We start from the raw sequence: 23637 nt of genomic DNA on the forward strand, positions 1-23637 counted from the left end.
CAAGAGCACCGCGATCGAGGATCTGCGCGCCATTCCCTGGGTGTTCAGCTGGGCGCAGGCGCGGGTGATGCTGCCGGGCTGGTATGGTTTCGGCCATGCGATCGCCGCGTTCGAGGACAAGGCGCTGCTGGCCGACATGGCGCAGCACTGGTCCTTCCTGCAGTCGGCGCTCGCCAATCTGGAGATGGTGCTGGCCAAGTCCGACCTCGGCATTGCGGCGCGATATTTGCCGCTGGTCGAGGACCAGGCGCAGGCGGAAACGCTGTTCGGGCGCATTCGCGAAGGCTGGTCGCTGACCCATGACGGGCTGCTGGCGGCCACCGGCCAGTCGCGCCTGCTGGAACGGAGCCCGACGACCGAGACGTCGATCCGGCTGCGGCTTCCCTATATCGAACCGCTCAATCTGCTGCAGGTCGAACTGCTCAAGCGCTATCGCGCCGGCGAGGATGATGCCCGGATCAAGGAAGGCATCGAACTGTCGATCAACGCGATCGCGACCGCGCTGCGCAACAGCGGTTGAACTGGAATGCTACGGAGCGGGTTGGGAATGGCCGACCCGCTCTGTAGGATTTGCCGCGCTTAACTTCGCACATTTCCCGCACATTTTGATCGTATCGATCAATTGTGGGAAATCATGTTGCGAGCGGCCAACCGGTCCATCCCTCCTTATAGCATCGCCCCGCTGCGTAGGACAGGCGCGGTCAGGGGAGGAGGGCGATGCGCCAGGTCTCGCCCTCGATCGGGTCGCCGAAGACGGTGTGGACGTCGCTCGACACGCAGACGAAGCCGTTCCGGGCATAGATGCGGCGCGCAGGTTCCAATATCTTGTGCGTCCAGAGGGTGACGGCGCGATAGCGTTTGTCGCGGGCGAATTGCAGGCAGGTGGCGACCAGCGCGTCGCCGATACCGCGCCGCCGGGCAAAGGGCTCGACATGGAGCAGGCGTAGCCGGGCGAGGCCGTCGCCCTCGTCGGTTAGGAACACCGCGCCGGCCATCACGCCGTCAATCTCCGCGATCCAGCATTGTTCCCGATCCGGCTTGAAGTCGCGCAGGAAGGCGGCGACGGTTTCGGCCTCCAGCGTTTCGAGCGGCCGGCCCCAGCCATGGCTGGCGGCGTAGAGGATCGACTGGCGGGTGACGACCTGGCTGACCTCGCCGGTGCGGAAGGGACGGATGGTGAAGGGGCCGCCGCTGGCGGGATCGAGCAACAGCCGCGCGCGGGTGAGCGCCTGGAGCAGATCCTGCTGCTCGACGCTGTCGAGCCGGTCCAGATCCTGGGCAACAACGGCGCGCTGGCGGCTGTCGATCTGGTCGAAGGCGGCGCGGCCGACGGTGGTGAGGCGGATCGGACGGGCGCGGGCGTCGGCCGTTTCCTGATCACGGACGATCCAGTCCTTCTTCTCGAAGCGGGCGATCATGCGGCTGAGATAGCCGCGATCCAGGTCCAGTTCGGCCTGGAGCGTGCTGGCCAGCACCGGTTCCAGCCGGGCGATTTCGAACAGCAGCCGCGCCTCGGGCAGGTTGGCATCGCTGTCGAGGAAGCGCGCGTCTATCGCCCCCACATGGCGGGTGAAGAAGCGGTTGAAGGTGCGGATGGTTGCAATGGCCTGTTCCATGCCGACGCTTCAGCATAGATTGTTGACGGAGTCAACTATATTGGCAACTATATTGGAGCAGGCGAATGCGGGACGGCCGCAGTCCATGGCCGTCCCGCACCCCAAATCCCTTTATGGAAAGGGATGAAGGCTGGGCGGGCGGGCCGATCAATGACCGGCCCACCCGTTCATGCGATCAATATTTGACGACGACGCCGGCCATCGGGCGGATCGAATGGAAATTGCCGGTCGTGTCAGCCTGGACGCGCAGGCGGACATTGCTGCGCTCGGCCGAGCTGCCAAGATCGGCGGGCGACAGTTCGAGGCCCGCGCCATAGGTCATGCCATGATAGTCACGGCTATCCTTGCCCAGCGCGTCGAAATTGGTCCACTGATAGCCAACCTTGCCGAAGAACATGCTGTCCTTGCCGGCCTTCACGCCGACGCGGCCGGCCGCGCCATATTCCCAGTCGATGTCGCCGCTGACGCCCTTGGACACGGTGCCTTCGACGCCGAGCACGAGCGGGCCGGCAACATTATAGTTCACGCCCGCGACGCCTTCGACCATGCGGCCCTTGTAGCCGACGGGGGGAATGCCCTCCTTGCTGGTCTCGCTGTCATAATTATGCACGCCCGCCATCACGCCGACATAGGGTTCGATGCGGCGGGTGGAGCTGCTGTCTTCCTGCGCCATCGCGGCGGCAGGCAACAGGGTGGCGGCAGCAACTGCCGTGAAAAGCAGTGTCTTCATGGGGGTGACCCTTTATCTGTTTCTGAAATTGGGCCGGGGTGTGGACCCGCCGGCATGTCCCGTGCGCTGCAAGCGTCTGCGAGGACATGGGGCATCAATGGTCGGGGCCGGTGGAAGGTTTCCTGAACGAAATGCGAAATATTGCCCGAGCCATGATTATGTGTTGGAAACGACACGGTTTCTGTCAGGGGGATGAACGAAAGTCGCCTTTTCTGAACCGCAGATAAATGCCCGATCTTGAACCGCTTTTCATTCACCACCAATTCAACCGCGCGGCGTTAACCGGGGTCATGAAGCATATGAGGAGACAGGCAATGACGCGGACCGGATCACGATTCCTGGCTGCGCTTGGTCTCGCAAGCGCGATGGCCCTGGGGGGCTGCGCCTATGATGACGGCTATGGTTATGGCGGCGTGAGCGTCGGCACCGGCTATTATGGCGGTGGCGGCTATTATGGCGACGGCTATTATGGCCCTTATGGCTATGCGCCGGGCGGCTATGGCGGCTGGTACAATGACTATTATTATCCGGGACGCGGCTATTATGTTTATGACCGCGCCGGTGCGCGGCACCGCTGGAATGACAGCCAGCGCCGCTACTGGGAAGCGCGTCGCAAGGACCGGCCGGGCAATGGTCGGCCCGGTGACGGCAGGCCCGGTTATGGGCGACCCGGTGATGGACGTCCGGGCGATGGGCGGCCGGGCTGGGATCGTCCGGGTGACGGGCGCCCCGATGGCAATCGACCGGGGGACGGACGCCCTGGCGGTCGCCCCGGTTGGAATGGCGGCGATGGTCGGCCCAATGACGGCAATTGGAGCCGTCCGCGTCCGCCGCGCGGCAATGACATGCCGGGCCGCGGGCGTCCCGGCGCCAGCGGCGGCGACCAGCGCTATGTGCCGCAGCCCGGCCAGCGCCCGCCCCAGGCGGCGCGCCCGCCGCGTGACATGGGCGACAGCGCCCGTCCGGCACCGCGCATGCGGTCGGACGCCGGGACAAGAGGCAGTGGTCGCGATCCGGTTCGGACCCGGCCTCAATAATGCGGGAGATGTTCATGAGGGGGATGACCGGCGCTGCATTGTTGCTGGGCCTGGTGAGTCTGACCGCCTGTGACGGGCGGGAGGAAAGTGCGATCGACAATCTGGCCAATGGCGCCAATGCCAGCCAGGTCGAGAATAATGTCCGGGCCGAGGCGCAGGCGTTGATGGAGCCGCTGGCGCCACCGGCGCCCGGCACGCCCGGCGGCCTGCCGGTCGAACCGGCGCCGGCCGAGGAAGGCGCGATCGACCCCGACAGCGCGCAGGGCGCGGCGCAGGTGGTGCAGGGCTATTATGGCCTGCTGGAGGAAAAGCGCTTCAGCGACGCGCAGGATTTGTGGAACGACAAGAGCGCGATCGGCGCGCAGGATGATGCGCATTTCGCCGCGCGCTTCCGTGGCTTCAGCGAGATCCATGCCAATATCGGCAGCCCGGCCGAGATCGAGGGCGCGGCGGGATCAAGCTTCGTGACGGTGCCGGTGCAGGTCTATGGCCGGCTGAAGGCGAACGGCAAGCCCTGGTATCGGCTGCGCCAGGTGGTGCTGGGCCGGGTCGATGCGGTGCCGGGCGCGAGCGAGGCGGATCGGCGCTGGCATATCGAATCGATCGGCGCCTATGTCGCGCCGCCGGCGGACGAGGCGGACAATGCGACCCAGACCGCGCAGTTGATTTCCGCGACCGACGGCATGGCCCGGAAACACTGACACCGGCGCGGCGGGGCCGCACCGGTGTCGGGGCTTGGCCTGCCGCCAGTCCCGTCGCGGGGCTGGCAGCGGCCGGAAGGACAATGTCGCTTAGGCGACGGTCGCCTTGACGATCTTGCCCGGCGTCTTGGGCGGCTCGCCCTTGGGCAGCGCGTCGACATGTTCCATGCCCGAGGTGACTTCGCCCCAGACGGTGTACTGGCCGTCGAGGAAGGTGGCGTCGTCGAAGCAGATGAAGAACTGGCTGTTGGCGCTGTTCGGGTTCATCGCGCGGGCCATCGAGCACACGCCGCGGACATGCGGTTCGCGGCTGAATTCGGCCTTGATGTCGGGCAGCTTGGAACCGCCCATGCCGGTGCCGGTCGGATCGCCGCCCTGCGCCATGAAGCCGGGGATGACGCGGTGGAAGACCACGCCGTCATAGAAGCCGTCCTTGGCAAGGGTGGTGATGCGTTCGACATGGCCGGGCGCCAGATCGGGGCGCAGCTTGATCACGACGTCGCCGCCGCTGTCGAGGGAAAGGGTAAGGGTTTCGTCGGCCATGAAAGATCCTCTCATTGGGGAAGGCGTTGATCGCCTCATATAGAGGCTTGGGATGGGGATGGAAGCGGCTCTTTGGCAAAGCCTGTCCCATCTGTTGCCAAAGCGCGTCCAACCCCATTGCAATTATATTGTGCATCGGCGAAAGCATCGAAATGTTACAGGAACCGGACAGTTGCGCGCGCCATGACCGAACGTGGCGATTTGGCCGAGCCGCGGCCGCACGAGGAACTTGCTGACGAGAGTCTGATCTCGGCCGGTATGGAGCAGGCCGAGTCGAGCCTGGACGAGGATGACCGGCTGAAGCCCGAATTCCTGTCCGCCGTGCTGGATGCGGTGGACGAAGGCGATATCGACCATGCGCGCGAACTGGTTTCGCCGCTGCACCCCGCCGACATCGCCGACCTTCTGGAACTGACGCCCGCCGAGCAGCGTGGCGAAGTGGCTGCCGCGCTGGGCGATCTGGTCGGCGCGGAGGTTCTGTCCGAACTCAATGATTATGTGCGCGACGACCTGATCGGCGCGCTGGCGCCCGAGCAGGTCGCCGAATTCGCCTCCGAACTCGATACCGACGACGCCGTCGCGATCATCGAGGACATGGAGGAGGCCGACCAGCAGGCGGTGCTGGAGGCGATGGAGCCGGAGGATCGCGCCGCGATCGAGTCCGCGCTGTCCTATCCCGAAGAATCCGCCGGCCGCATGATGCAGCGCGACCTGGTCGCGGTGCCCGAGCATATGACGGTCGGCCAGGTGATCGACTATCTGCGCGACAATGGTGACCTGACGCGCGACTTCTGGGAAATCTTCGTCGTCGATGAAGGCCATAAGCCGATCGGCACCTGTCAGCTCAGCTGGGTGCTGACCTGTCCGCGCGGCATTGCCATGGCCGACCTGATGAAGCGCGAGCAGACGCTGATCCCGGTCGACATGGACCAGGAAGAAGTGGCGCTGCGCTTCCAGAAATATGCGCTGATTTCCGCCGCGGTGGTCGATGGCAGCGGCCGGCTGGTCGGCATGATCACGGTCGACGACATCGTCCACATCATTTCCGAGGAAGCGGGCGAGGATATTTTGCGCCTGTCGGGTGCGGGCGAAGGCGACATCAACGAGCCGGTGATGGACAGCTATCGCGCGCGCGTGCGCTGGCTGCTGACCAATTTGCTGACCGCGCTGGTGGCGTCCACCATCATCGGCATTTTCGAGAATACGATCGAGAAGATGGTGGCGCTCGCCACGCTGATGCCGATTGTCGCGGGCGTGGGCGGCAATGCCGGCAGCCAGACCATGGCGGTGACGGTGCGCGCGCTCGCCACCAACCAGATTACCGGGTCCAACGCCCGCCGCACCATATTGCGCGAAATTCGCGTGGCTTTGCTCAACGGCTGCACCGTGGCGCTGGTGCTGGGGCTGGGCGTGGGGCTGGTGTTCCACAATGTCGCTCTGGGCGGCGTCATTGCCGCGGCGATGATGACCAATATCGTGACGGCCGGGCTGGCGGGCGCGGCGGTGCCGCTGGCGTTCGACCGGATGAACCTCGACCCGGCGGTGGCATCCTCCATCTTCGTCACCATGATCACGGATTCGATGGGCTTCTTCGCTTTTCTGGGGCTGGCGACGGCGGCGGGATTGACCGGCTGAACCGCCGCCCCATCTAGACGCCAATGCCGCTGCACCTGACCAAGATCGCCTTCCAGAGCGAAAGCCCCGCGACCCTCAAGGCCTGGCTGGAAAGCCATGCGGACGAAGCGCGCCTGACCACCCGTTACCTGCCCAAGCGGCTGGAGGAGATGGATGGCGGATCGCTCTACTGGATTCACGGCCATGCGCTGGTCGGCCGCAGTCCGATCCTGGGATTTCAGGAGACCGGGCAGGGGCGCTACTGGATCCGGCTGGCGCCGCGGCTGATCCCGGTAAGGACGGCGCCCAAGCGCGCGCATCAGGGCTGGCGCTATCTGGAGGACAAGGATGCGCCGCCCGATCTGGGCGGGGGCGAAGCGGACGATCTGGAAGCGATGCCGCCGGCCATGCTGAACGAACTGGCGCGGCTGGGGCTGGTCTGACGCCAGCCCCAGGCGAGGTTCAGATCATCGGCTTGCCATCGGCCTTCACGACGGCGCCGCCCTTCATGACGAAGCCGACCTTTTCAAGCTGGCGGACATCGGCCAGCGGATCGCCGTCGACCGCGATCAGGTCGGCATAGCGGCCGGCCTGCAACGTGCCGACATCGGCGCTGCCCAGCAGGTCGGCGGCATTGGCGGTGGCGGCCTTGATCGCCTCCATCGCCGGCATCCCCGCGCGCACCATCAGCGCGAATTCCTGGGCATTTTCGCCATGGTCGGACAGACCGAACGTGTCGGTGCCGAAAGCGATCTTGACCCCGGCGGCATAGGCATCGCGCAGATTCTTCTGCAGCAGCGGGCCGATCACCAGCGCCTTTTCGGCGGTCGAGGGGTTGAGCTGTTCGGGATGTTCCCTGGCGCGCTGATAGACGCGCTCGCCCACCAGCATGGTCGGCACCAGATAGGCGCCATATTGCTTGAAGATCTTGTAGCTGCCGGCGTCGGCATAGGAGCCATGCTCGATCGAATCGACGCCCAGCGCAATCGTATGGTCGATCGCCTCCTTGCCATGGGCATGGGCCGCGACCTTCATGCCCAGGCTATGGGCGGTGTCGATCACCGCCTTGATCTCCTCGTCGGTCATCAGCTGATGCTTGGGATCGTCGCCGATCGACATGACCCCGCCCGACGGCATGATCTTGATGAGGTCGGCGCCCTCGCGCTTGAGCCGGCGCACGGCGATGCGGGCGGCTTCCGGGCTGTCGATCACATTGTCGCTGATGTGGGGAATGTCGGCAAATTCGACGCGCAGGCCGTTGACCGCGTCGCCATGGCCGCCGGTGGGGCCGAGCGGCGTGCCGGCCACCCACAGGCGCGGGCCGGGGATGACGGCGCCGTCGATCGATTTCTTGAGCGCGACGATGACCTGCGTATCGGCGCCGCAGTCGCGGACCGAGGTGAAGCCGGCGAGCAGTGTGTTGCGCACGAAGCCGGTCGCCTCGATCGCGTCCTCATAGGCGCTGCGCGTCACCGCGTTGCGGATCGGGTCGCCGCTGTGCCAGCCGGCGGTGATATGGTCATGGGTGTCGATCAGGCCCGGCAGCACGGTCTTGGCCGACAGGTCGATCACCTCTGCGCCGGCGGGGGTGACGAAACCGGACTGGATCGCGGTGATGCGATCGTCATGGATCAGGATCGACACTTTCTCGCGCGCGGCGGCGCCGGTGCCGTCGATCATCCGTCCGGCATGGACCACGACATCCTTGGCCATCACGGCCGGTGCGGACATCGCGACCAGTGCCGCCATGCTGCATGCGGCCAGCGCCGCTGCCTTCCCCCAGATCATGTAACCCCCTGTTTAATTTGATGGCGACAGCGTCGCGCGCAGCGGGCCGGCCGTCAACGGATTTATATCAGGCGAGGGCGTGGAGCCGTTCGCCGACCATCCGCAGATCGGCGACGAAGCGGGCCTGTTCCTGCGCCTGACGATCGGGGTCGGGCAGGCGCAGCAGATAGCTGGGATGGACGGTGATCCAGGCTTCGGCACCGTCGTCGAGCGGGAGCGGGCGGCCGCGCATCTGGCTGATCGTCACCGTCTTGCCCAGCAGGGCGCGGGCCGCGGTGGCGCCCAAAGCGACGATGAGGCGCGGGCGGATCAGGTCCAGTTCCTGTTCCAACCACCAGCGACAGGCCTTGATCTCCGGCACGTCGGGTGTCTGGTGCAGGCGGCGCTTGCCGCGCTGTTCATATTTGAAATGCTTGACGGCGTTGGTGACATAGGCACGGGCCCGATCCACGCCGGCCTCGACCAGAGCGGCGTCGAACAATTGCCCGGCGGGGCCGACAAAGGGGCGGCCAGCCAGATCCTCCTGATCGCCCGGCTGTTCGCCGATGAAGAGCAGGGATGCGTCGAGCGGACCTTCGCCGAACACGGTCTGCGTGGCCGGCCCGTGCAGCGGGCAGCGGGTGCAGGCCATGGCGTCGTCGCGCAGCGCCTGCCAGGCGGCGCGGCTATTGCCGGTGCGGGGGGCTGTGCGGGCTGTCGGGCGGGCTGCGAGGCGCGGGGCGGTGGCGATCATCGCCGCCTCGCGCGCCTGGGCGCCGGCAACCAGATCGGGGATCAGGGCGGCTTCGGGCAGGTTGCGCCAATATTTGCGCGGCATTTCCGACAGCATCGCCCCGGTCTTCAGCCGGGCCGGGTTGAAGATGGCGGCATAATAGCCCTTCCACACATCTTCGACCGGATCCTCGGCCGGGGCGTCGCCGCGTTGCGCGCCCGGCCCTTCCGTCAGCTTCTCGCCATCCCAGTGGATGCTGACCTCCGGCGTCAGGATCGACCAGCGCATCGATGCGAAGCGGCGGGTGAAGAAGCCGGCATTGGCGCGGACGATATGATGGTCCGGCTCGAACCAGGCGATGAAGCGCGGGCCGTCGCCTTCATCCAGTTCACGGAAGCGGACGAAGGCCCGCATCTTGTGGATATCGCGCCGCACCGCCTTGGCCAGATCCTCGACCCGGCGCAGCAGCGGATCGGCGCGATCCTCCATCCGGCCGGGCACTGCGCGCACCGCCAGCAACAGGCTGTAGAGCAGGGCGAAGCGGGCGGGGTCGCGATGGAGGATCGCGCTTTGCGCCAGTTCGACAAAGGCGCGGGGCACGGAGAAGACCGCATCCGCCGGAGCGGGGGGCAGGGGCGTCGCGTCACTGCCGAACAGGTCGGGCGCGGCGCTGCCCGCAACATCCCAGAGGATGGTGTCGGCGGGAAGGGCGGCCAGGGCCAGCGCGCGGGCCGCATCGCGCCAGCCCTCAAAATCGTCCGGCCCCGCCAGCGTCACCCGATGCATGGCCGTCCGGTCAGTCCTCTGCCTCGGCACGAGCCAGTTCGGCGGGCTTGCGGCGCGCGAACAGCTTCGCGAGTTTTTCCTCCTCGGCGGCGCTCAGTTCCTTCGCGGCGTCGGGGAACATCTCTTCCTCTTCCTCCTCGATATGGTGGAGGTAGCGCTTCTTGAGCTGGTCGAAGGTGCGGCGCCAGGCATCGCCATTGAATTTGAGGCCGTCCAGCTCCTCCAGGAAATCGTCGATTTCCTTATGTTCGGACACGCTGTGCTGGGCATCCTCGCGCAGGTCGGGCTGGGCCAGCATGGTGGCGTAGAGCGTCTCTTCCTCGGCGGCGGCATGGGCCGTCACCTCGACCTTGAACTGGTCGAACAGCTTTTCCAGCCGGTCGTCATCCTTTTCGCGCGTCGCCTCCGTCATCTTGTCGAACAGCTGGCGATGGGCGTCATGATCCTGTTTCAGGCGATCGAAAATGCTGGCCTTGGCCATGGGCAATCCTCCTTCATGCGATGAAGGGGGAAACGACAGCCTGGTAAAAAGGGTCCGGCGCTTAGCCGAACAGCGCGTGGAAGATGATCGCGACCGGCACCCAGAGCAGCGCGCCCAGCAGGCTGGTGCCCCAGAGCTGGAGCAGGTCGCGGCGGAAGCGCAGGCGCAGACCGGCATGGGACAGGCCGCTATGGTCGAGCATCTGCCAGCGATGTTCGAGCGCGCGGGCGGCGATGGCGAAACCGCCGATCGCGATGATGACGCCAAGGTGCAGGACCAGCGAGCCGCCCATCTTGGCGACGATGAAGATCTGAAGCAGGCAGAAGACGACAAGGGCAGCCGCAAGATGCGTGCTGATGCGCTTGGCAAAGCCTGCGCCCTGCCGCTCCATGGCCTGATTGTCGAAAAGTGTCGCCAAAGTCCCGATCCCCTTGCTGATCGTGTTACAAGAGTTTCATGAACCGCGCTTGCGATCAACCGCAAAATTGCCTCGGCTCCCCTTAAAAAAGTTCGAGCTGGGCGGCGGGACGCCGCAATTGCGCGGACAGATCGACTCGGTCGGCCAACTGGACCGGGCGCCAGTCGGCGGCGATCAGGAAGGGGCGCAGCTTGACGATCGACGTGGTCAGGCGCGCGACATCCTCCAGCCGCAGCCGGCGATGGCGGCGGCTGGCCAGGATGCGGTCGACCGCCTTCACCCCCAGGCCCGGCACCCGCAGCAGCATTTCGCGCGGCGCATGGTTGACGTCGACCGGGAAGCTGGCGCGATGCTGCAAGGCCCAGGCGAGCTTTGGATCGATGTCGAGCGGCAGGCAGCCACTGTCGCGATCGGTCGCGGCGGCGACTTCGGTGGCGGAATAGCCATAGAAGCGCATCATCCAGTCCGACTGGTAGAGCCGATGCTCGCGCATCAGCGGCGGGCGCTTGAGCGGCAATACGCTGCTGGGCGAGGGGATGGGGGAGAAGGCGCTGTAATAGACGCGGCGCAGCCGGTGCCGGTCATAGAGGCTGCTCGCGCGCTGGATGATGGCGCGATCGTCGGCGGCATCGGCGCCAACGATCATCTGGGTCGACTGGCCCGCCGGGGCAAAGCGCGGGGCATGGCGATATTTGCGGCGGGCGTCGCCCATATCGTCCATCTGGCTGCGCATCTGCGCCATCGCCCCCTCGATCCGGCCGCCGTCCTTTTCCGGCGCCAGCCGCTTGAGGCCGGGTTCGGTCGGTAGCTCGACATTGATCGACAGTCGATCGGCATGGAGGCCGGCCTGACGCAGCAGCTCCGGATCGGCGTCGGGAATGGTCTTCAGATGGATATAGCCGCGAAAATCATGATCCTCGCGCAGGCTGCGGGCGACCTCGACCATCTGCTCCATCGTATAGTCGGACGAGCGGATGATGCCGGAGGAGAGGAACAGCCCCTCGATATAGTTGCGGCGGTAGAAGCTGAGCGTGAGATCGACCACTTCGCGCGCGGTGAAGCGGGCGCGGCGGACATCGCTCGACCGGCGGTTGATGCAATAATGGCAGTCGAAGATGCAGCTGTTGGTCAGCAGGATTTTCAGCAGCGAGATGCAGCGGCCGTCGGGCGCATAGGCATGGCAAATGCCCATGCCTTCGGTCGAGCCTATCCCCTTGCCGTCGCGCGAATCCCGCTTGGTCGTGCCGGACGAGGCGCAGGACGCATCATATTTGGCGGCATCGGCAAGGATTTCGAGCTTTGCACGGGTGGACAGGGCGGACATGTGTTCATGTTACGTTCCTGATTCCAGCTTGTCCATAATCCAGATCAGGCCGGCTCCTCGTCTAGCACCTGGCGCACCTTGCCGGCGAGCTGGTCCATGGTGAAGGGCTTGGCCAGGAAGGCGACGCCGGGATCGAGCATGCCGTTATGGACGATGGCGTTGCGGGTATAGCCGGTGGTGTAGAGGACGCGCAGCTCCGGCCGGTCGGCACGGGCGCGGTCGGCCAGGATGCGGCCGTTTATGCCGGGCATGACGATGTCGGTGAAGAGCAGGTCGACCCGCGGTTCGATTGCCAGCATGGCCAGCGCCTGTTCGCCATCGGCGGCCTGGACGATGGTGTAGCCCAGTTCGCGCAGGGAATCGACCGACATGTGGCGCACCCGGTCCTCATCCTCGACCACCAGGATGATCTCGTCCCCCTGGGCACGGGGCAGGTCGAGGGCGATGGCGGGCGCCACCGGATCGGCGACCGGCACGCCATAATGGCGGGGCAGATAGATTTTGATCGTGCTGCCCTGACCGGGTTCGGAATAGATTTTCACATGGCCGTGCGACTGGCGGACGAAGCCGAACACCTGGCTGAGGCCCAGGCCCGTGCCCTTGCCCACGCCCTTGGTGGTGAAGAAGGGATCGAAGGCGCGCTCGACCACGTCGGGCGTCATGCCGGTGCCGCTGTCGGTGACCGACACCAGCACATATTGGCCGGGGATCACCTCCGCATGGGCGGCGGCATAGGCATCGTCGAGATAGGCGTTGCCGGTTTCGACCGTCAGCCGGCCACCATCGGGCATGGCGTCGCGGCCATTGACGCACAGGTTCAGGATCGCCGCTTCCAGCTGGCCGGGATCGATGCTGGCCCGCCACAGGCCGCCGGCCAGCACGCTCTCCACCCGCACCCGCTCGCCGATCGTCCGGCGCAGCATGTCCGACATGCCGCCCACTAGCTTGTTCACGTCGGTCGATTGCGGCGCCAGCGGCTGCTGGCGCGAGAAGGCGAGCAGCCGCGCGGTCAGTTGCGCGGCGCGCTGCGCCCCCTCGGTCGCATTGTCGAGGCCGTTGCTGATGCGCCGATCGATATCGGCGGGCAGGCGGCGCCGCGCCATGTCGAGCGAGCCGATGACGACCGCGAGCATATTGTTGAAGTCATGGGCGATGCCGCCGGTCAGCTGGCCAATCGATTCCATCTTCTGCAACTGGCGGACCTGCGCCTCCATCGCCGTGCGCTGTTCCGCTTCGCTGACCAGCCGGTCATTGGCGTCGGCGAGTGCGCGCTTGGCGGCGATCGCCTCCACCATGCGGCGGCGGGCGTTGCGCAGCGCCAGCAGGCCCAGGATGATGACCAGCGCGCCGCTGACCGCCAGGCTGGCCGTCACCATGGTGGTCAGCCGGTTGGCCTCGACACTGCGCAGGCGCAGCAGCTGCTCCTCGCGCGCCTTCATCCCGGCGATATGGGCGTGAATCGTCGCCATCGCCATCAGGCCGGGGGCGAAGGCGTTGGGATCGACCGGCAGGCCGCGTCGGCGCAGTTCGATGCCGCCTTCCAGCAGGGTCAGCCGCTGGCCGAGCATCCGCCCCAGCGCGTCGACGGCCGCAGCCTGGTCCGCATTGTCCTGCACATCGGCGCGCAATTGCGCGATCTCGCGCGGCCAGTCCGCCTTGAACGTGTCGAACGGCCCCAGAAAGGGATCCTGGCGGGTCAACATATAGCCGCGCTGGGCGCTTTCGGCGGCCTGCACCCGCGACAGGATGACTGACAGGCGGTTTTCGACACGCAGCGTGTGGTTGACCCAGCCGATCTCGGCTTGCTGGCTGCGATAGAGCCAGATGGTGCCGCCTACCGCGATCATGACGGTGGCAAGCGCGAGCAGCAGAACGACGATGGATCGTTCGGGGCGGAGCGCATTCATCTGGTCTTAATGGGCAATTAACAACGGTGGGGCAACCCGATTGTGTCTGTCATGCGACGGGTCGTTGCGGTTATGTCCGGGCACTTCGTTGAACCGGTCGGCAGATAGGGGGCGGGATGATGGACAGACGCGATTTTCTGGCGCGGGGCCTGGGCGGGCTGGGCGCCCTGTCGCTGGCGGCGGGGGCCGAAGCGGCCAGCCTGTTCGATCCGCTGGCCGGGCTGGAGCCGATCCGCGCGACGCCCGATCGTATCTTTCGCATCACCGTCTGCCTGCGGCCCTTCCGCGCGGCCGGGCCGCGCATCGCGGTGGAAGAGGTCGGGCGCAAGCGGGTCGTCCATCATTATGGCCATGGCGGCAGCGGCTGGTCGCTGTCCTGGGGATCGGCCGAAGTCGCGGTCGGCATGGCGCTGGCGGAGGGGATGACGGATATCGCCGTGATCGGCGCCGGCGCGATCGGCCTCACCACTGCGCTGACGGCGCAGCGTGCCGGGGCGAAGGTGACCATCTATGCCAGGGAGCAATTTCCCGACGTGCGATCGGCGCGGGCGACCGGCACCTGGTCGCCCGATTCCCGGATCGCGATGGAGGGCAGCGTCGATGCCGGCTTTGGCGATCGCTGGGAGGCGATGGCGCGGCGATCCTTCGCTTTCTATCAGGGGCTGCTCGGCCTGCCGGGCGATCCGGTGGAATGGACCGACCGTTACATGCTGTCGGACGGTCCGGCCGTGGCGCCCGCCGTCGAGAGGGTGACGCCCGAACGACCCGATCGCTTCATCCGTCTGGAAGACCGGCTGCATGACATCATGCCGCGATCGGTCGAGCTGGCGCCGGGCACCCATCCCTTCCGTACCGAGCGGGCCCGGCGCAGCAGTTCGCTGACCTTCAATGTCGCCGATCTCGCCCATCAGCTGACCAATGATTTCCTGATCGGCGGCGGCCGCATCGTGCCGATGGAGTTGCACGAACCCAATGATGTGACGCGGCTGAAGCAGAAGACCGTCATCAACTGCACCGGCTATGGCGCGCGGGCCTTGTGGCGGGACGAGAGCATCGTGCCGGTGCGCGGCCAGATCGCCTGGCTGATCCCGCAGGCCGGCGCCACCTATGGCGTCTATCATGACAAGCTGGCGATGCTGGCCCGGCGCGACGGCATCGTGGTGCAGGAGGTCGGGGAGGACGACTGGTTCGGCTATGGCGACGCCAACGAGACGCCCGATCGCGAAGCTGCCGAGGCATCGGTGCGCAAGCTGGCGGGCTTCTGGAAATAGCGCGGCGCCGTCCGGAACCCCGTCAGGCGAAGACCAGCGACTGGTGCGCGCCGACCCCGGCCTTGACCCCGGACGCGGATGCAAAGGTCGCATTGTGCATGGGGGAGGCGGCGTCGCCGGCGGCATATACGCCGGGCACCGAGGTCAGGCCCCAGGCGTCGATGCTGATGAAGGGACCGGTCGGGCCATCCTCCAGGGCGCAGCCGAGCTGGACTGCGACATCGCTGCTGAGCCGGGTTCTGGGGGCGGTGAAGACAGCGGCGATTTCGATCGTCCGGCCGTCGGCCAGTTGCACGGCGCTCAGCGCGGGCGCGTCGCCGATCAGCGCGACGACCGGCACGCGCTCGATCGCGACGCCGCGCGCTTCCAGCCGGGCGCGTTCGGCATCGTCCGGCTCATATTGGCCCTGGGTGAAATAGGTGGATGGCCCCCAATCGGGGATCAGCGCCGCCTGATGCGCGGACATCGGATGGTTGGCGACGATGCCCAACGGATGGTCGCGCACTTCATAGCCATGGCAATAGGGGCAGTGGAGCACGGTTTCGCCCCAGCGTTCGGCCATGCCGGGGATCGACGGCAGTTCGTCGGTCACGCCGGTCGCCAATATCAGCCGCCGGGCCAGCCGGGTTTCGCCGCTGGCCAGGGTCAGGGCGAAGCCGTCGCTGGTCTGGGTGGCATGGCGCACTTCGCCGGCCAGCATCCGGGCGGTGGGATAGGCGAGCAACTGGCGCGCGGCATCGCGGATGATGGCGCGGGGCGTGCGGCCGTCCTGCCCCAGGAAACCATGGGCGGCGTCGGCAAAGCGGTTCCGCGGCAGGCCGGCATCGATCAGCAGCACATCCTGCCGCGCGCGGGCAAGCTGCATTGCCGCCGACTGGCCGGCAAAGCTGCCGCCGATCACGATCACGTCATGCATGGGTCTTCCTTTCAATGGCTGCGCCGAATCACGATACTTGATAAGTTACATAATCGTGCCTCGCGCATTTGCAACAATTGATGTTGCGTGATAGGCGAACGGAAAAGGAGACGCCTGCGATGCAGCTGGATGCGCGCCTGTCGAGAATGCTGCATATCCTGATCCATATGGATCGGCTGGATGGCCCGATGACGTCGGAGCTGGCGGCGCAGATGCTGCGTACCAATCCGGTGGTGGTGCGGCGGACCATGGCGGGCCTGCGCGACGCGGGCTATGTGCGCTCCGAAAAGGGGCATGGCGGCGGCTGGACCCTGGCCCGTCCGCTCGACGCGATCCGCATCCTCGACATTTATCGCGCGGTGGGCGAGCCGCGCATCTTTTCGATCGGGCCTGCCGACCCCAATCCGCAATGCCTGGTCGAACAGGCGGTCAACGCCTCCATGGCGGCCGCGATGCAGGAAGCGGAGGCGATGCTGATCGCCCGGCTGGGGCAGGTGACGCTGGCGCAGATCGCGGCGGATTTCGACCAGCGCTATGCCGCGCTGCTGGCGACCGGGGCGATCGAGCCGCTGACCGGCCATTGAGTCAAGCGGCTTGCCAACCGCCTGTGGCGCGGCCATCAGGCGGGGCATGCAATGGCAATTCTGGATCGACCGCGGCGGCACCTTTACCGACGTGGTGGCACGCGACCCGCAAGGGCTTCTTCACACCGCCAAGCTGCTGTCGAGCGACCCCGAGCGCTATGCCGACGCGGCGGTCGAGGCGATCCGGCGGCTGGCCGGCGCGGGCGACGGGCCGATCCCGCCCTGTACGCTGCGGATCGGCACGACCATCGCCACCAATGCGCTGCTGGAGCGCAAGGGCGAGCCGGTGCTGCTGGCTATCACGAAGGGTTTCCGCGACGCGATCCGCATCGGCTATCAGGACCGGCCGGACCTGTTCGCGCGGCGGATCGACCTGCCGCCGCCGCTTCATGCCGATGTCGTGGAGATGGACGAGCGGCTGATGCAGGATGGCACCATCCTGACGCCGCTGGACGAGGTCACGGCGCAGGCGGCGTTGCAGCGCGGCTATGATGCCGGATTGCGGGCGGCCGCGATCGTGCTGATGCACGGCTATCGCTATCCCGCCCATGAGCAGGCGCTGGCGCGGATCGCGCGGCAGATCGGCTTCACCCAGATATCGGTCAGTCATGAGGTCGCGCCGCTCATAAAGCTGGTCGGGCGGGGCGATACGGTGCTGGCCGACGCCTATCTCTCGCCGGTGCTGCGCGCCTATGTCGACGGGCTGGGGGCGGCACTGGGCGAGGATGCCGACATGCTGTTCATGCAGTCCAATGGCGGGCTGACGCGGGGCGACCTGTTCCGCGGCAAGGATGCGGTATTGTCCGGTCCGGCCGGTGGTATCGTCGGCCTGGCCCGCACCGCCGAGCAAGCCGGGTTCGGCGAGGTGATTGGTTTCGACATGGGCGGCACGTCGACCGACGTGTCCCATTATGCCGGCAGCTATGAACGCGACAATGAGGCGCGGGTGGCGGGCGTGCGGCTGCGCGCGCCGATGATGCGCATCCACACCATCGCGGCGGGCGGCGGCTCCATCTGTTCGGTGGTCGACGGGCGTTTTCGCGTCGGCCCGGAATCGGCCGGCGCGGTGCCGGGGCCGGCCTGCTACCGGCGCGGCGGACCGCTGACCATCACCGACTGCAATGTCATGCTGGGCAAGGTGCAGCGCGATTTCTTCCCCAGCCTGTTCGGCCCCAATGGCGACCAGCCGCTCGACCGGGACGCGGTCGAGGCGCGCTTTGCCGACATCTGTGCGCAGGTGGAGGCGCAGACCGGCCGGGTGATGACCGCGCAGGAGGCTGCGCAGGGCTTCATCGCCGTCGCCGTCGCCAGCATGGCCAATGCGATCAAGCGCATCTCGGTCGCGCGCGGCCATGATGTGGCGCGCTATACGCTGGCCAGCTTTGGCGGGGCGGGCGGGCAGCATGCCTGTCTGGTCGCCGACGCGCTGGGCATGGACCGGGTGATGATCCATCCGCTGGGCGGCGTCCTGTCGGCCTATGGCATGGGCCTGGCCGACCGGCGCGCGGTGCGCGAGCGGACGCTGGCGCTGCCGCTGGACGATGCAGGCGCCGACGCGCTGGCGGCGGCGATCGCCGAGCTGGCGGCGCAGGCGCGCGCCGACCTGCCGGAAGCGGAGCGGAGCGAGACGGTGCTGCGGCTGCGCTATGATGGCACCGACAGCCTGTTCGACGTGATGCTGGGCGATCGGGCCGCGATGCTGGCCGATTTCGAGGCGCAATATCAGGCGCGCTTTGGCTATGGCGGCACCGGCACCATATTGGTCGACATGGTGCGGGTCGAGGCGATCGCACCGACCGCCGAGGATATGGGCAGCGTCGCGACCATCGCGACCGAGGCAGCCGCGCCACTGGCGCAGGTGATGCTGGCGGGCGCGCAGGCACCGGTGTTTGGCCGGGCCGGACTGACGCTGGACAGCATCGTCGATGGCCCGGCGCTGATCAGTGATCCGGTATCGACCACGGTGGTCGAGCCGGGCTGGCGCGCGCGGCTCGATACGATCGGCAATCTGGTACTGACCCGTCATGCGCCGCGCCCGGCGCCCGCCGCCGATGACGGCACCGCCGTCGATCCGGTCCGGCTGGAGGTGATGGGCGGCCTGTTCATGGCGATCGCCGAGGAAATGGGCGCCGCGCTCCAGCACAGCGCATCCTCGGTCAATATTCGCGAGCGTCTGGATTTCTCCTGCGCGCTGTTCGACGCGGCCGGCAATCTGGTCGCCAATGCGCCGCATATGCCGGTTCACCTCGGCAGCATGGGGGAAAGCATTCGCGCGGTCATGCGCCGGCGCGGGATCGGCGCCGATGGCCGGGCGATCGACGGGCGCGGCATCCTGCCGGGCGACGTCTATGCGCTCAACGCCCCCTATGATGGCGGCACCCACCTGCCCGACGTGACGGTGGTGATGCCGGTGTTCGTCGATGAGACGGCGCACGCGCCCGCCTTCTATGTCGCGGCGCGCGGCCATCATGCCGATATTGGCGGTATCTCGCCCGGCTCCATGCCGCCCGACAGCCGCAGCATCGAGGAAGAGGGCATCGTCCTCGATAATGTGCTGGTGGTGGATCAGGGCCGCTTCCTGGAGGGCGATCTGCGCGCCTTGCTGGGTTCCGGCCGCTGGCCCTCGCGCAATATCGACCAGAATATCGCCGACCTGTCCGCCCAGGTCGCCGCCTGCGCCAAGGGCGCGGCCGAGCTGCAGCGGATCAGCGGCGATTATGGCGCCGATGTCGTGGCCGCCTATATGGGCCATGTGCAGGATCAGGCCGAGGCGGCAGTGCGCCGGCTGATCGATCGCCTGTCCGACGGGCACTATCGCTATGCGATGGATAATGGCGCGGCGGTGGTCGTCCGCGTGACGATCGACCGGGCGGCGCGCGGCGCGACGGTGGACTTCACCGGCACGTCGGACCAGTTGCCGGGCAATTTCAACGCGCCGCTGTCGGTAGCACGCGCGGCCCTGCTCTATGTCGTGCGCACCCTGGTGGATGAAGCCGTGCCGATGAATGACGGCTGCCTCAAGCCCATGACTTTGGTGGTGCCAGAGGGATCGCTGCTGCGGCCGCTTTATCCCGCGGCGGTCGTCGCCGGCAATGTCGAGACCAGCCAGGTCGTCACCGACGCTTTGTTCGGCGCGCTGGGCGTGATGGCGGGCGCGCAGGGGACGATGAACAATTTCACCTTCGGCAATGCGCGCCACCAATATTATGAGACGATCTCGGGCGGATCGGGCGCCGGGCCGGATTTCGACGGCGCCGATGTGGTGCAGACCCATATGACCAACAGCCGCCTTACCGACCCCGAAATATTGGAAAGCCGATTCCCGGTACTGCTGGAGGAATTTTCCATCCGGCCCGGATCGGGCGGCGCGGGCGCGCATCATGGCGGCAATGGCGGGCTGCGCCGCATCCGCTTCCTGGAGGATATGACCGCCGGCATCCTGGCCAACCGGCGCAGCGTGCCGCCGTTCGGGCTGGAGGGCGGCGCGCCCGGCGGGCTGGGGCGCAACTGGGTGGATCGTGGCGATGGCCGGGCCGAGATGCTGGGCGCGACCGGATCGGCGCAGATGGCACCGGGCGACGTCTTCGTGATCGAGACGCCGGGCGGCGGCGGATTCGGCAAGGGCTGATCCGCCTCCGTCCGCGCGGCGCGAACGGAGGTCGGGAGGCAGGGTGCTCTAGTCCCGCCAGCTCCTGTCTGTGCGGTCGATCAGGCGGACCATCGCCTGGAAATCCGGCACGCCGACGCCGACCGGCAATTGCACCCCGGCGAGGTCGCGCTGATGCACGGCGATGACGTCGGCCGGGATCTCCACCGGCGTGCCGGCAGCGCAGGCCGCGACCTGAATTTCGCAGGCGCGCTGGAGCATCCATTGCATCAGGAAGGCTTCGGGCAGGCTCTTGGCCATCACCAGCGTGCCATGGTTGCGCAGCATCATGATTCGCCGCGCGCCAAGGTTGGCGATCAGCCTTTCGCCTTCCTCCGGCCGGATCGTGACGCCTTCAAAGTCATGATAGGCGATCCGCCCGGCAAAGGCGGCGGCGTAGAAATTGATCGGCCGCAGCCCTTCCTGCGTGGCGCTGACGGCCATGCCCGCCGTGGTATGGGTGTGGATGATGCAATGGGCGTCGGCCAGGTGGCGGTGGAACACGCTATGCTGGGTGAAGCCGGCGCGATTGACCGGATAGGGGCTGCCGTCCAGCACATGGCCGTCAATGTCGATCTTGACCAGGTTGGACGCCGTCACCTCGCTGTAGAGCAGGCCGAACGGGTTGATGAGGAAGGCGTTTTCCTCATCGGGCACGCGCAGGGTGATATGATTGTAGATCAGCTCCGACCAGCCCAAATGGTCGAAGATGCGGTAGCAGGCGGCGAGCTGCTGGCGCGCCTCCCATTCGGCAGGCGACATGTCGGGCTGTCTGGCGGCACTTGCCATGGCCATCCTCCTTTATATTATGGGCGCCACTATCCTCCGCTCGACGCATTCTGTCGAGGGAAAGGGCGTGAAAGCCCTGCAGGGGTTGAATTTGCGCGACTCTGCTGGTAGGGCGCGCCCCACATGCCTCAGGGTGACCTGTGGCGAATCACGGATTTTTATATTCGGTCGGCCCGTCGGGAGGGTTTCATTCCTGGCGATCCGCCCGTTTTCGATTGGAGATTGACGGACTTATGCAGATCATCGTTCGCGACAACAATGTCGACCAGGCCCTCCGCGCGCTCAAGAAGAAGCTGCAGCGTGAAGGCGTGTATCGCGAAATGAAGCTGCGTCGTCACTACGAGAAGCCCTCGGAAAAGCGTGCGCGCGAAAAGGCGGCTGCTGTCCGCCGCGCCCGCAAGCTGGAGCGCAAGCGCGCCGAGCGCGACGGCGTCCGTTAAGGACTGCCGATATCAGGACGGCCGGTTCGCGGTCGTCCTGACTCTTTGCTGATTTCCCGTTCTTCATTGCGAGGCGTTCGCCCATGTCCACGACGGCTGTCCCCCTTCGTCCTATCGCCAAGGGGTCGCTGACGCGACTCTGGATCGGCGTCGCCGCGATCGCGCTGGCGGCCGGTGGTCTGGCCTGGGCAGGGCAGCAGGGCGTGGAAGCATCGCCTGCCGCCTTCCTGACGCAGAACGCCCATGCCAAGGGCGTGGTCACGACCGAGTCGGGCCTGCAGTATCAGGTGCTGGAAGAAGGCAGCGGGCCGAGCCCGACGACCGCCGACGTTGCGCTGGTGGGCTATAAGGGCACGCTGCTCGACGGCACCGTGTTCGACGAGAATCCGCAGACGCCGATGCCGGTCGACGGCGTGGTGCCGGGCTTCTCCGAAGGCCTGCAGAAGATGAAGAAGGGCGGCAAATATCGCCTGTGGATCCCGCCGCAGCTTGGCTATGGCGAACAGGCCGCCGGCCCGATCCCGGCCAATTCGGTGCTGGTGTTCGATGTCCAGCTGCACGACTTCAAGTCGCGCGCGGAAATCATGCAGATGCAGCAGCGGATGCAGCAGATGCAGGGTGGCATGCCGCAGGGCGCCGTTCCGCAGGGCATGCCGGGCAACTGATCCGATCGATCCGAGAGTAGAGAAGGGCCCGGTTTCCGGGCCCTTTTTCTTTTGTGATCAGAGCGCTGTCTGAAAAAAAATGCGCGAAAGGGCGCATTTTTGATGCGGCACCGGCCCACACCCCCACCCGACCACCGGTGCGGCTGCGCCAGAGGCGCAGTCCGGACAAATGCTCAGAGGCTCGCCTGATCGCCGGGTGCCGATGGCGGGAAGGCGAGACCTTCGGCGCTGCCAATCTTTTCCTCGCCGGTGAACAGGCGGTCGAGTCGCGCCTTTACGTCGCGCCGATATTCGACGCAGGACACCGAACGCGGCGCGCCGATGTCGATATCGTCGGCGATCGCCGACTTGATCCGTTCCAGCGCGTCATTGTCGAGGATGCCGGCCCGATGCAGTTCCCGGCAGAGCTGGACCATTCCGGCGGCGGTTGCCTGAGCCCGCATGCCGACATTGGTCAGTTCGAAATGCAGCTTCTTCTGCTGCTCCATTGCCACGGTCATGCCATTCTCTCCTTTCGCTTTAGGATAGAAGCGCAGGAGCAATCGTTACGTTCCGGGACGCATTCGTCAATCGCCGTTTTTATCGTCGCTTTTCAGGATGGTCTGCCCTGCCAGAGCCTTGGACCGTTCCTCCAGATAGACCTTGATCATGGCGACGATCGGATCGGCCAGGAACAGGCCGAGGATGCCGAACAGCGCACCGAGCAATATCTGCGCCGCCAGCACCAGCGCCGGGGCCAGGTCGGTTGCGCGCTTGGCCACCATCGGCACGATCAGATAGCCGTCGATGATCTGCACCGCCATGTAGACGCCAAAGGCATAAAGGCCGGTATGGGTGCCGCCGGAAAAGCCGACAAGGACGATCAGCACGCCCGAGATGATCGCGCCGATATTGGGCAGGAAGGCGAGCAGGCCGGTGAGGATGCCGAGCAGGCCCGCCATCGGCACGCCGCCGGCCCAGAGCAGCAGCCATACGCCCACGCCCTCCACCGCCATGCCGATCAGCCGGCCGAACATCAGCCGGCGCAGGGTGAAGGCCATCTTGTCGGCGACGGTGTAGAAATGGGCGCGCTTGTCCATCGGCAGCATCCAGGCGACGCCGCGCTCGTACAGCTTGGGTTCGACCGCGATGAAGATGGCCAGCACCAGCATCATGACGCCGCTGGTGATCGCGCCGACGGCGGTGCCGACGGCGGCGGTGACCCGGCCCATGGAACTCATCGCCTGCTGGGCGAGGCCCTTGAGGTCCTCGGGCGTGGTGGTGATGCCCAGCTGCTGCATCCAGCCGCCGACCCGCTCCACCTGCGCCTCGACGATGGTGCGCATCGCCTGCGCCTGGGCGGCCAGGCTGGAGCCGGTGAGGTAGAAGGTATAGGCGAGGAAGGCGACGACGGCGAGCAGCACGATCGTCAGCCGCCAGCCCCGGCCGATCGGCAGCACGCGGCCCAAGAGGCGGGTGCCGCCATCCATCATGGTAGTAAAGACCAGCGCGCCCAGGATCAGCATGATCGGCTGGGCCAGCAGCACGACCAGGGCGATGCCGATCGCCATCGCGAACCAGACGCCCGCCCGCTTGATCTCATGCTGGACCAGCGGGCTGCGCAATTCGCTGGGGCCGGGTTGCTCGATATGCTGATGCGCGTCGCTCAAACCCGGAACCCCCAATCAAT

Annotated in this window: 23 protein-coding genes; 10 read left to right on the top strand and 13 right to left on the bottom strand. The window is 66.5% G+C overall.

The annotated features are described in order from the left end of the window. Nucleotides 1-520, top strand: a 520-nt coding sequence (locus BRX37_RS01590; RefSeq protein ID WP_125985270.1) for a phosphoenolpyruvate carboxylase, incomplete at its 5' end; no start/stop codon positions are given. A 181-nt stretch (nucleotides 521-701) separates the two neighbouring features. Here the strand turns inward: BRX37_RS01590 and BRX37_RS01595 are convergent. Continuing rightward, a complete protein-coding gene (locus BRX37_RS01595; RefSeq protein WP_125985271.1) occupies nucleotides 702-1616 on the bottom strand; it encodes a bifunctional helix-turn-helix transcriptional regulator/GNAT family N-acetyltransferase in 915 nt (304 codons plus the stop codon). A 175-nt stretch (nucleotides 1617-1791) separates the two neighbouring features. Then, entirely contained in the window at nucleotides 1792-2346 is a 555-nt protein-coding gene (locus BRX37_RS01600) for an outer membrane protein (RefSeq protein WP_004208639.1), read from the bottom strand. 314 nt (nucleotides 2347-2660) lie between these two features. Here BRX37_RS01600 and BRX37_RS01605 point away from each other — a divergent pair, with 314 nt between their 5' ends. Together BRX37_RS01605 and BRX37_RS01610 are read left to right on the top strand one after the other, a co-directional pair. Then, a complete protein-coding gene (locus tag BRX37_RS01605) occupies nucleotides 2661-3383 on the top strand; it encodes a peptidase (RefSeq protein ID WP_125985272.1) in 723 nt (240 codons plus the stop codon). 14 nt (nucleotides 3384-3397) lie between these two features. Continuing rightward, nucleotides 3398-4084 (top strand): hypothetical protein, encoded by a 687-nt coding sequence (locus BRX37_RS01610; protein ID WP_206434093.1) that lies wholly within the window; start codon nucleotides 3398-3400, stop codon nucleotides 4082-4084. 90 nt (nucleotides 4085-4174) lie between these two features. On the opposite strand, the gene BRX37_RS01615 is transcribed toward BRX37_RS01610, so the two are convergent. Next, entirely contained in the window at nucleotides 4175-4627 is a 453-nt protein-coding gene (locus tag BRX37_RS01615) for a peptidylprolyl isomerase (protein WP_004208636.1), read from the bottom strand. Nucleotides 4628-4810: 183 nt separating this feature from the next. Between BRX37_RS01615 and mgtE the strand changes: the two genes are divergently transcribed. Further along, entirely contained in the window at nucleotides 4811-6262 is a 1452-nt protein-coding gene (gene mgtE, locus BRX37_RS01620; RefSeq protein WP_010339599.1) for a magnesium transporter, read from the top strand. Nucleotides 6263-6285: 23 nt separating this feature from the next. Next, on the top strand, nucleotides 6286-6684 hold the full coding sequence (locus tag BRX37_RS01625; protein WP_007710206.1) for a DUF1489 family protein: 399 nt from the start codon (nucleotides 6286-6288) through the stop codon (nucleotides 6682-6684). A 19-nt stretch (nucleotides 6685-6703) separates the two neighbouring features. Here BRX37_RS01625 and BRX37_RS01630 read toward each other — a convergent pair whose 3' ends face one another. The 6 genes from BRX37_RS01630 to BRX37_RS01655 form a co-directional block, all read right to left on the bottom strand. Then, complete coding sequence (locus BRX37_RS01630) at nucleotides 6704-8029, bottom strand: metal-dependent hydrolase family protein (protein ID WP_125985273.1); 1326 nt, start codon at nucleotides 8027-8029, stop codon at nucleotides 6704-6706. A 67-nt stretch (nucleotides 8030-8096) separates the two neighbouring features. Beyond that, on the bottom strand, nucleotides 8097-9527 hold the full coding sequence (locus BRX37_RS01635; protein ID WP_125985274.1) for a UdgX family uracil-DNA binding protein: 1431 nt from the start codon (nucleotides 9525-9527) through the stop codon (nucleotides 8097-8099). A gap of 10 nt (nucleotides 9528-9537) precedes the next feature. After that, entirely contained in the window at nucleotides 9538-10008 is a 471-nt protein-coding gene (locus tag BRX37_RS01640; RefSeq protein ID WP_125985275.1) for a hemerythrin domain-containing protein, read from the bottom strand. 61 nt (nucleotides 10009-10069) lie between these two features. After that, on the bottom strand, nucleotides 10070-10426 hold the full coding sequence (locus tag BRX37_RS01645; RefSeq protein WP_010339604.1) for a hypothetical protein: 357 nt from the start codon (nucleotides 10424-10426) through the stop codon (nucleotides 10070-10072). 82 nt (nucleotides 10427-10508) lie between these two features. Beyond that, complete coding sequence (locus tag BRX37_RS01650) at nucleotides 10509-11750, bottom strand: putative DNA modification/repair radical SAM protein (protein ID WP_125985276.1); 1242 nt, start codon at nucleotides 11748-11750, stop codon at nucleotides 10509-10511. 44 nt (nucleotides 11751-11794) lie between these two features. Continuing rightward, on the bottom strand, nucleotides 11795-13657 hold the full coding sequence (locus BRX37_RS01655; protein ID WP_125985277.1) for a CHASE3 domain-containing protein: 1863 nt from the start codon (nucleotides 13655-13657) through the stop codon (nucleotides 11795-11797). A 116-nt stretch (nucleotides 13658-13773) separates the two neighbouring features. Here BRX37_RS01655 and BRX37_RS01660 point away from each other — a divergent pair, with 116 nt between their 5' ends. Further along, a complete protein-coding gene (locus BRX37_RS01660; protein ID WP_125985278.1) occupies nucleotides 13774-14928 on the top strand; it encodes an FAD-dependent oxidoreductase in 1155 nt (384 codons plus the stop codon). Between the two features lie 22 nt (nucleotides 14929-14950). Here BRX37_RS01660 and BRX37_RS01665 read toward each other — a convergent pair whose 3' ends face one another. Continuing rightward, nucleotides 14951-15844, bottom strand: coding sequence for an NAD(P)/FAD-dependent oxidoreductase (locus BRX37_RS01665; protein WP_125985279.1), 894 nt, complete (start codon nucleotides 15842-15844; stop codon nucleotides 14951-14953). A gap of 119 nt (nucleotides 15845-15963) precedes the next feature. On the opposite strand from BRX37_RS01665, the gene BRX37_RS01670 reads away from it, so the two are divergent. Continuing rightward, a complete protein-coding gene (locus BRX37_RS01670) occupies nucleotides 15964-16428 on the top strand; it encodes an Rrf2 family transcriptional regulator (RefSeq protein ID WP_004208622.1) in 465 nt (154 codons plus the stop codon). Between the two features lie 46 nt (nucleotides 16429-16474). Then, a complete protein-coding gene (locus tag BRX37_RS01675; RefSeq protein WP_125985280.1) occupies nucleotides 16475-20056 on the top strand; it encodes a hydantoinase B/oxoprolinase family protein in 3582 nt (1193 codons plus the stop codon). Between the two features lie 48 nt (nucleotides 20057-20104). Here the strand turns inward: BRX37_RS01675 and BRX37_RS01680 are convergent, their stop codons facing one another. Then, nucleotides 20105-20863, bottom strand: a complete 759-nt coding sequence (locus BRX37_RS01680; protein WP_125985281.1) for a class II aldolase/adducin family protein — start codon at nucleotides 20861-20863, stop codon at nucleotides 20105-20107. Nucleotides 20864-21096: 233 nt separating this feature from the next. Here BRX37_RS01680 and rpsU point away from each other — a divergent pair, with 233 nt between their 5' ends. Both rpsU and BRX37_RS01690 read left to right on the top strand, forming a co-directional pair. Beyond that, the gene (gene rpsU, locus BRX37_RS01685) at nucleotides 21097-21303 is read left to right on the top strand and encodes a 30S ribosomal protein S21 (protein ID WP_004208618.1); all 207 of its coding nucleotides are present in this window, start codon (nucleotides 21097-21099) and stop codon (nucleotides 21301-21303) included. Nucleotides 21304-21386: 83 nt separating this feature from the next. Continuing rightward, nucleotides 21387-21968, top strand: coding sequence for an FKBP-type peptidyl-prolyl cis-trans isomerase (locus BRX37_RS01690; protein ID WP_125985282.1), 582 nt, complete (start codon nucleotides 21387-21389; stop codon nucleotides 21966-21968). Between the two features lie 173 nt (nucleotides 21969-22141). Here the strand turns inward: BRX37_RS01690 and BRX37_RS01695 are convergent, their stop codons facing one another. Together BRX37_RS01695 and BRX37_RS01700 are read right to left on the bottom strand one after the other, a co-directional pair. Continuing rightward, nucleotides 22142-22468 carry a hypothetical protein gene (locus BRX37_RS01695; protein ID WP_004208616.1) on the bottom strand — a complete coding sequence of 109 codons (327 nt, stop codon included), beginning with the start codon at nucleotides 22466-22468 and terminating at the stop codon, nucleotides 22142-22144. A 66-nt stretch (nucleotides 22469-22534) separates the two neighbouring features. After that, nucleotides 22535-23617 carry an AI-2E family transporter gene (locus tag BRX37_RS01700; protein ID WP_017500078.1) on the bottom strand — a complete coding sequence of 361 codons (1083 nt, stop codon included), beginning with the start codon at nucleotides 23615-23617 and terminating at the stop codon, nucleotides 22535-22537. Nucleotides 23618-23637: the final 20 nt, after the last annotated feature.

The organism is Sphingomonas sp. S-NIH.Pt3_0716 (genome assembly GCF_003950715.1).
In the GTDB taxonomy this organism is placed as follows: Bacteria; Pseudomonadota; Alphaproteobacteria; order Sphingomonadales; family Sphingomonadaceae; genus Sphingobium; species Sphingobium yanoikuyae_A.

What these genes read in the sequence shown, in the direction of transcription:
- BRX37_RS01615 (WP_004208636.1), bottom strand. Translation starts at nt 4,627, where the DNA reads ATGGCCGACGAAACCCTTACCCTTTCCCTCGACAGCGGCGGCGACGTC.
- BRX37_RS01640 (WP_125985275.1), bottom strand. Translation starts at nt 10,008, where the DNA reads ATGGCCAAGGCCAGCATTTTCGATCGCCTGAAACAGGATCATGACGCC.
- BRX37_RS01660 (WP_125985278.1), top strand. Translation starts at nt 13,774, where the DNA reads ATGATGGACAGACGCGATTTTCTGGCGCGGGGCCTGGGCGGGCTGGGC.
- BRX37_RS01610 (WP_206434093.1), top strand. Translation starts at nt 3,398, where the DNA reads ATGAGGGGGATGACCGGCGCTGCATTGTTGCTGGGCCTGGTGAGTCTG.
- BRX37_RS01665 (WP_125985279.1), bottom strand. Translation starts at nt 15,844, where the DNA reads ATGCATGACGTGATCGTGATCGGCGGCAGCTTTGCCGGCCAGTCGGCG.
- mgtE (WP_010339599.1), top strand. Translation starts at nt 4,811, where the DNA reads ATGACCGAACGTGGCGATTTGGCCGAGCCGCGGCCGCACGAGGAACTT.
- BRX37_RS01680 (WP_125985281.1), bottom strand. Translation starts at nt 20,863, where the DNA reads ATGGCAAGTGCCGCCAGACAGCCCGACATGTCGCCTGCCGAATGGGAG.
- BRX37_RS01690 (WP_125985282.1), top strand. Translation starts at nt 21,387, where the DNA reads ATGTCCACGACGGCTGTCCCCCTTCGTCCTATCGCCAAGGGGTCGCTG.
- BRX37_RS01655 (WP_125985277.1), bottom strand. Translation starts at nt 13,657, where the DNA reads ATGAATGCGCTCCGCCCCGAACGATCCATCGTCGTTCTGCTGCTCGCG.
- rpsU (WP_004208618.1), top strand. Translation starts at nt 21,097, where the DNA reads ATGCAGATCATCGTTCGCGACAACAATGTCGACCAGGCCCTCCGCGCG.
- BRX37_RS01600 (WP_004208639.1), bottom strand. Translation starts at nt 2,346, where the DNA reads ATGAAGACACTGCTTTTCACGGCAGTTGCTGCCGCCACCCTGTTGCCT.
- BRX37_RS01675 (WP_125985280.1), top strand. Translation starts at nt 16,475, where the DNA reads ATGCAATGGCAATTCTGGATCGACCGCGGCGGCACCTTTACCGACGTG.
- BRX37_RS01625 (WP_007710206.1), top strand. Translation starts at nt 6,286, where the DNA reads ATGCCGCTGCACCTGACCAAGATCGCCTTCCAGAGCGAAAGCCCCGCG.
- BRX37_RS01605 (WP_125985272.1), top strand. Translation starts at nt 2,661, where the DNA reads ATGACGCGGACCGGATCACGATTCCTGGCTGCGCTTGGTCTCGCAAGC.
- BRX37_RS01635 (WP_125985274.1), bottom strand. Translation starts at nt 9,527, where the DNA reads ATGCATCGGGTGACGCTGGCGGGGCCGGACGATTTTGAGGGCTGGCGC.
- BRX37_RS01650 (WP_125985276.1), bottom strand. Translation starts at nt 11,750, where the DNA reads ATGTCCGCCCTGTCCACCCGTGCAAAGCTCGAAATCCTTGCCGATGCC.
- BRX37_RS01630 (WP_125985273.1), bottom strand. Translation starts at nt 8,029, where the DNA reads ATGATCTGGGGGAAGGCAGCGGCGCTGGCCGCATGCAGCATGGCGGCA.
- BRX37_RS01595 (WP_125985271.1), bottom strand. Translation starts at nt 1,616, where the DNA reads ATGGAACAGGCCATTGCAACCATCCGCACCTTCAACCGCTTCTTCACC.
- BRX37_RS01695 (WP_004208616.1), bottom strand. Translation starts at nt 22,468, where the DNA reads ATGACCGTGGCAATGGAGCAGCAGAAGAAGCTGCATTTCGAACTGACC.
- BRX37_RS01670 (WP_004208622.1), top strand. Translation starts at nt 15,964, where the DNA reads ATGCAGCTGGATGCGCGCCTGTCGAGAATGCTGCATATCCTGATCCAT.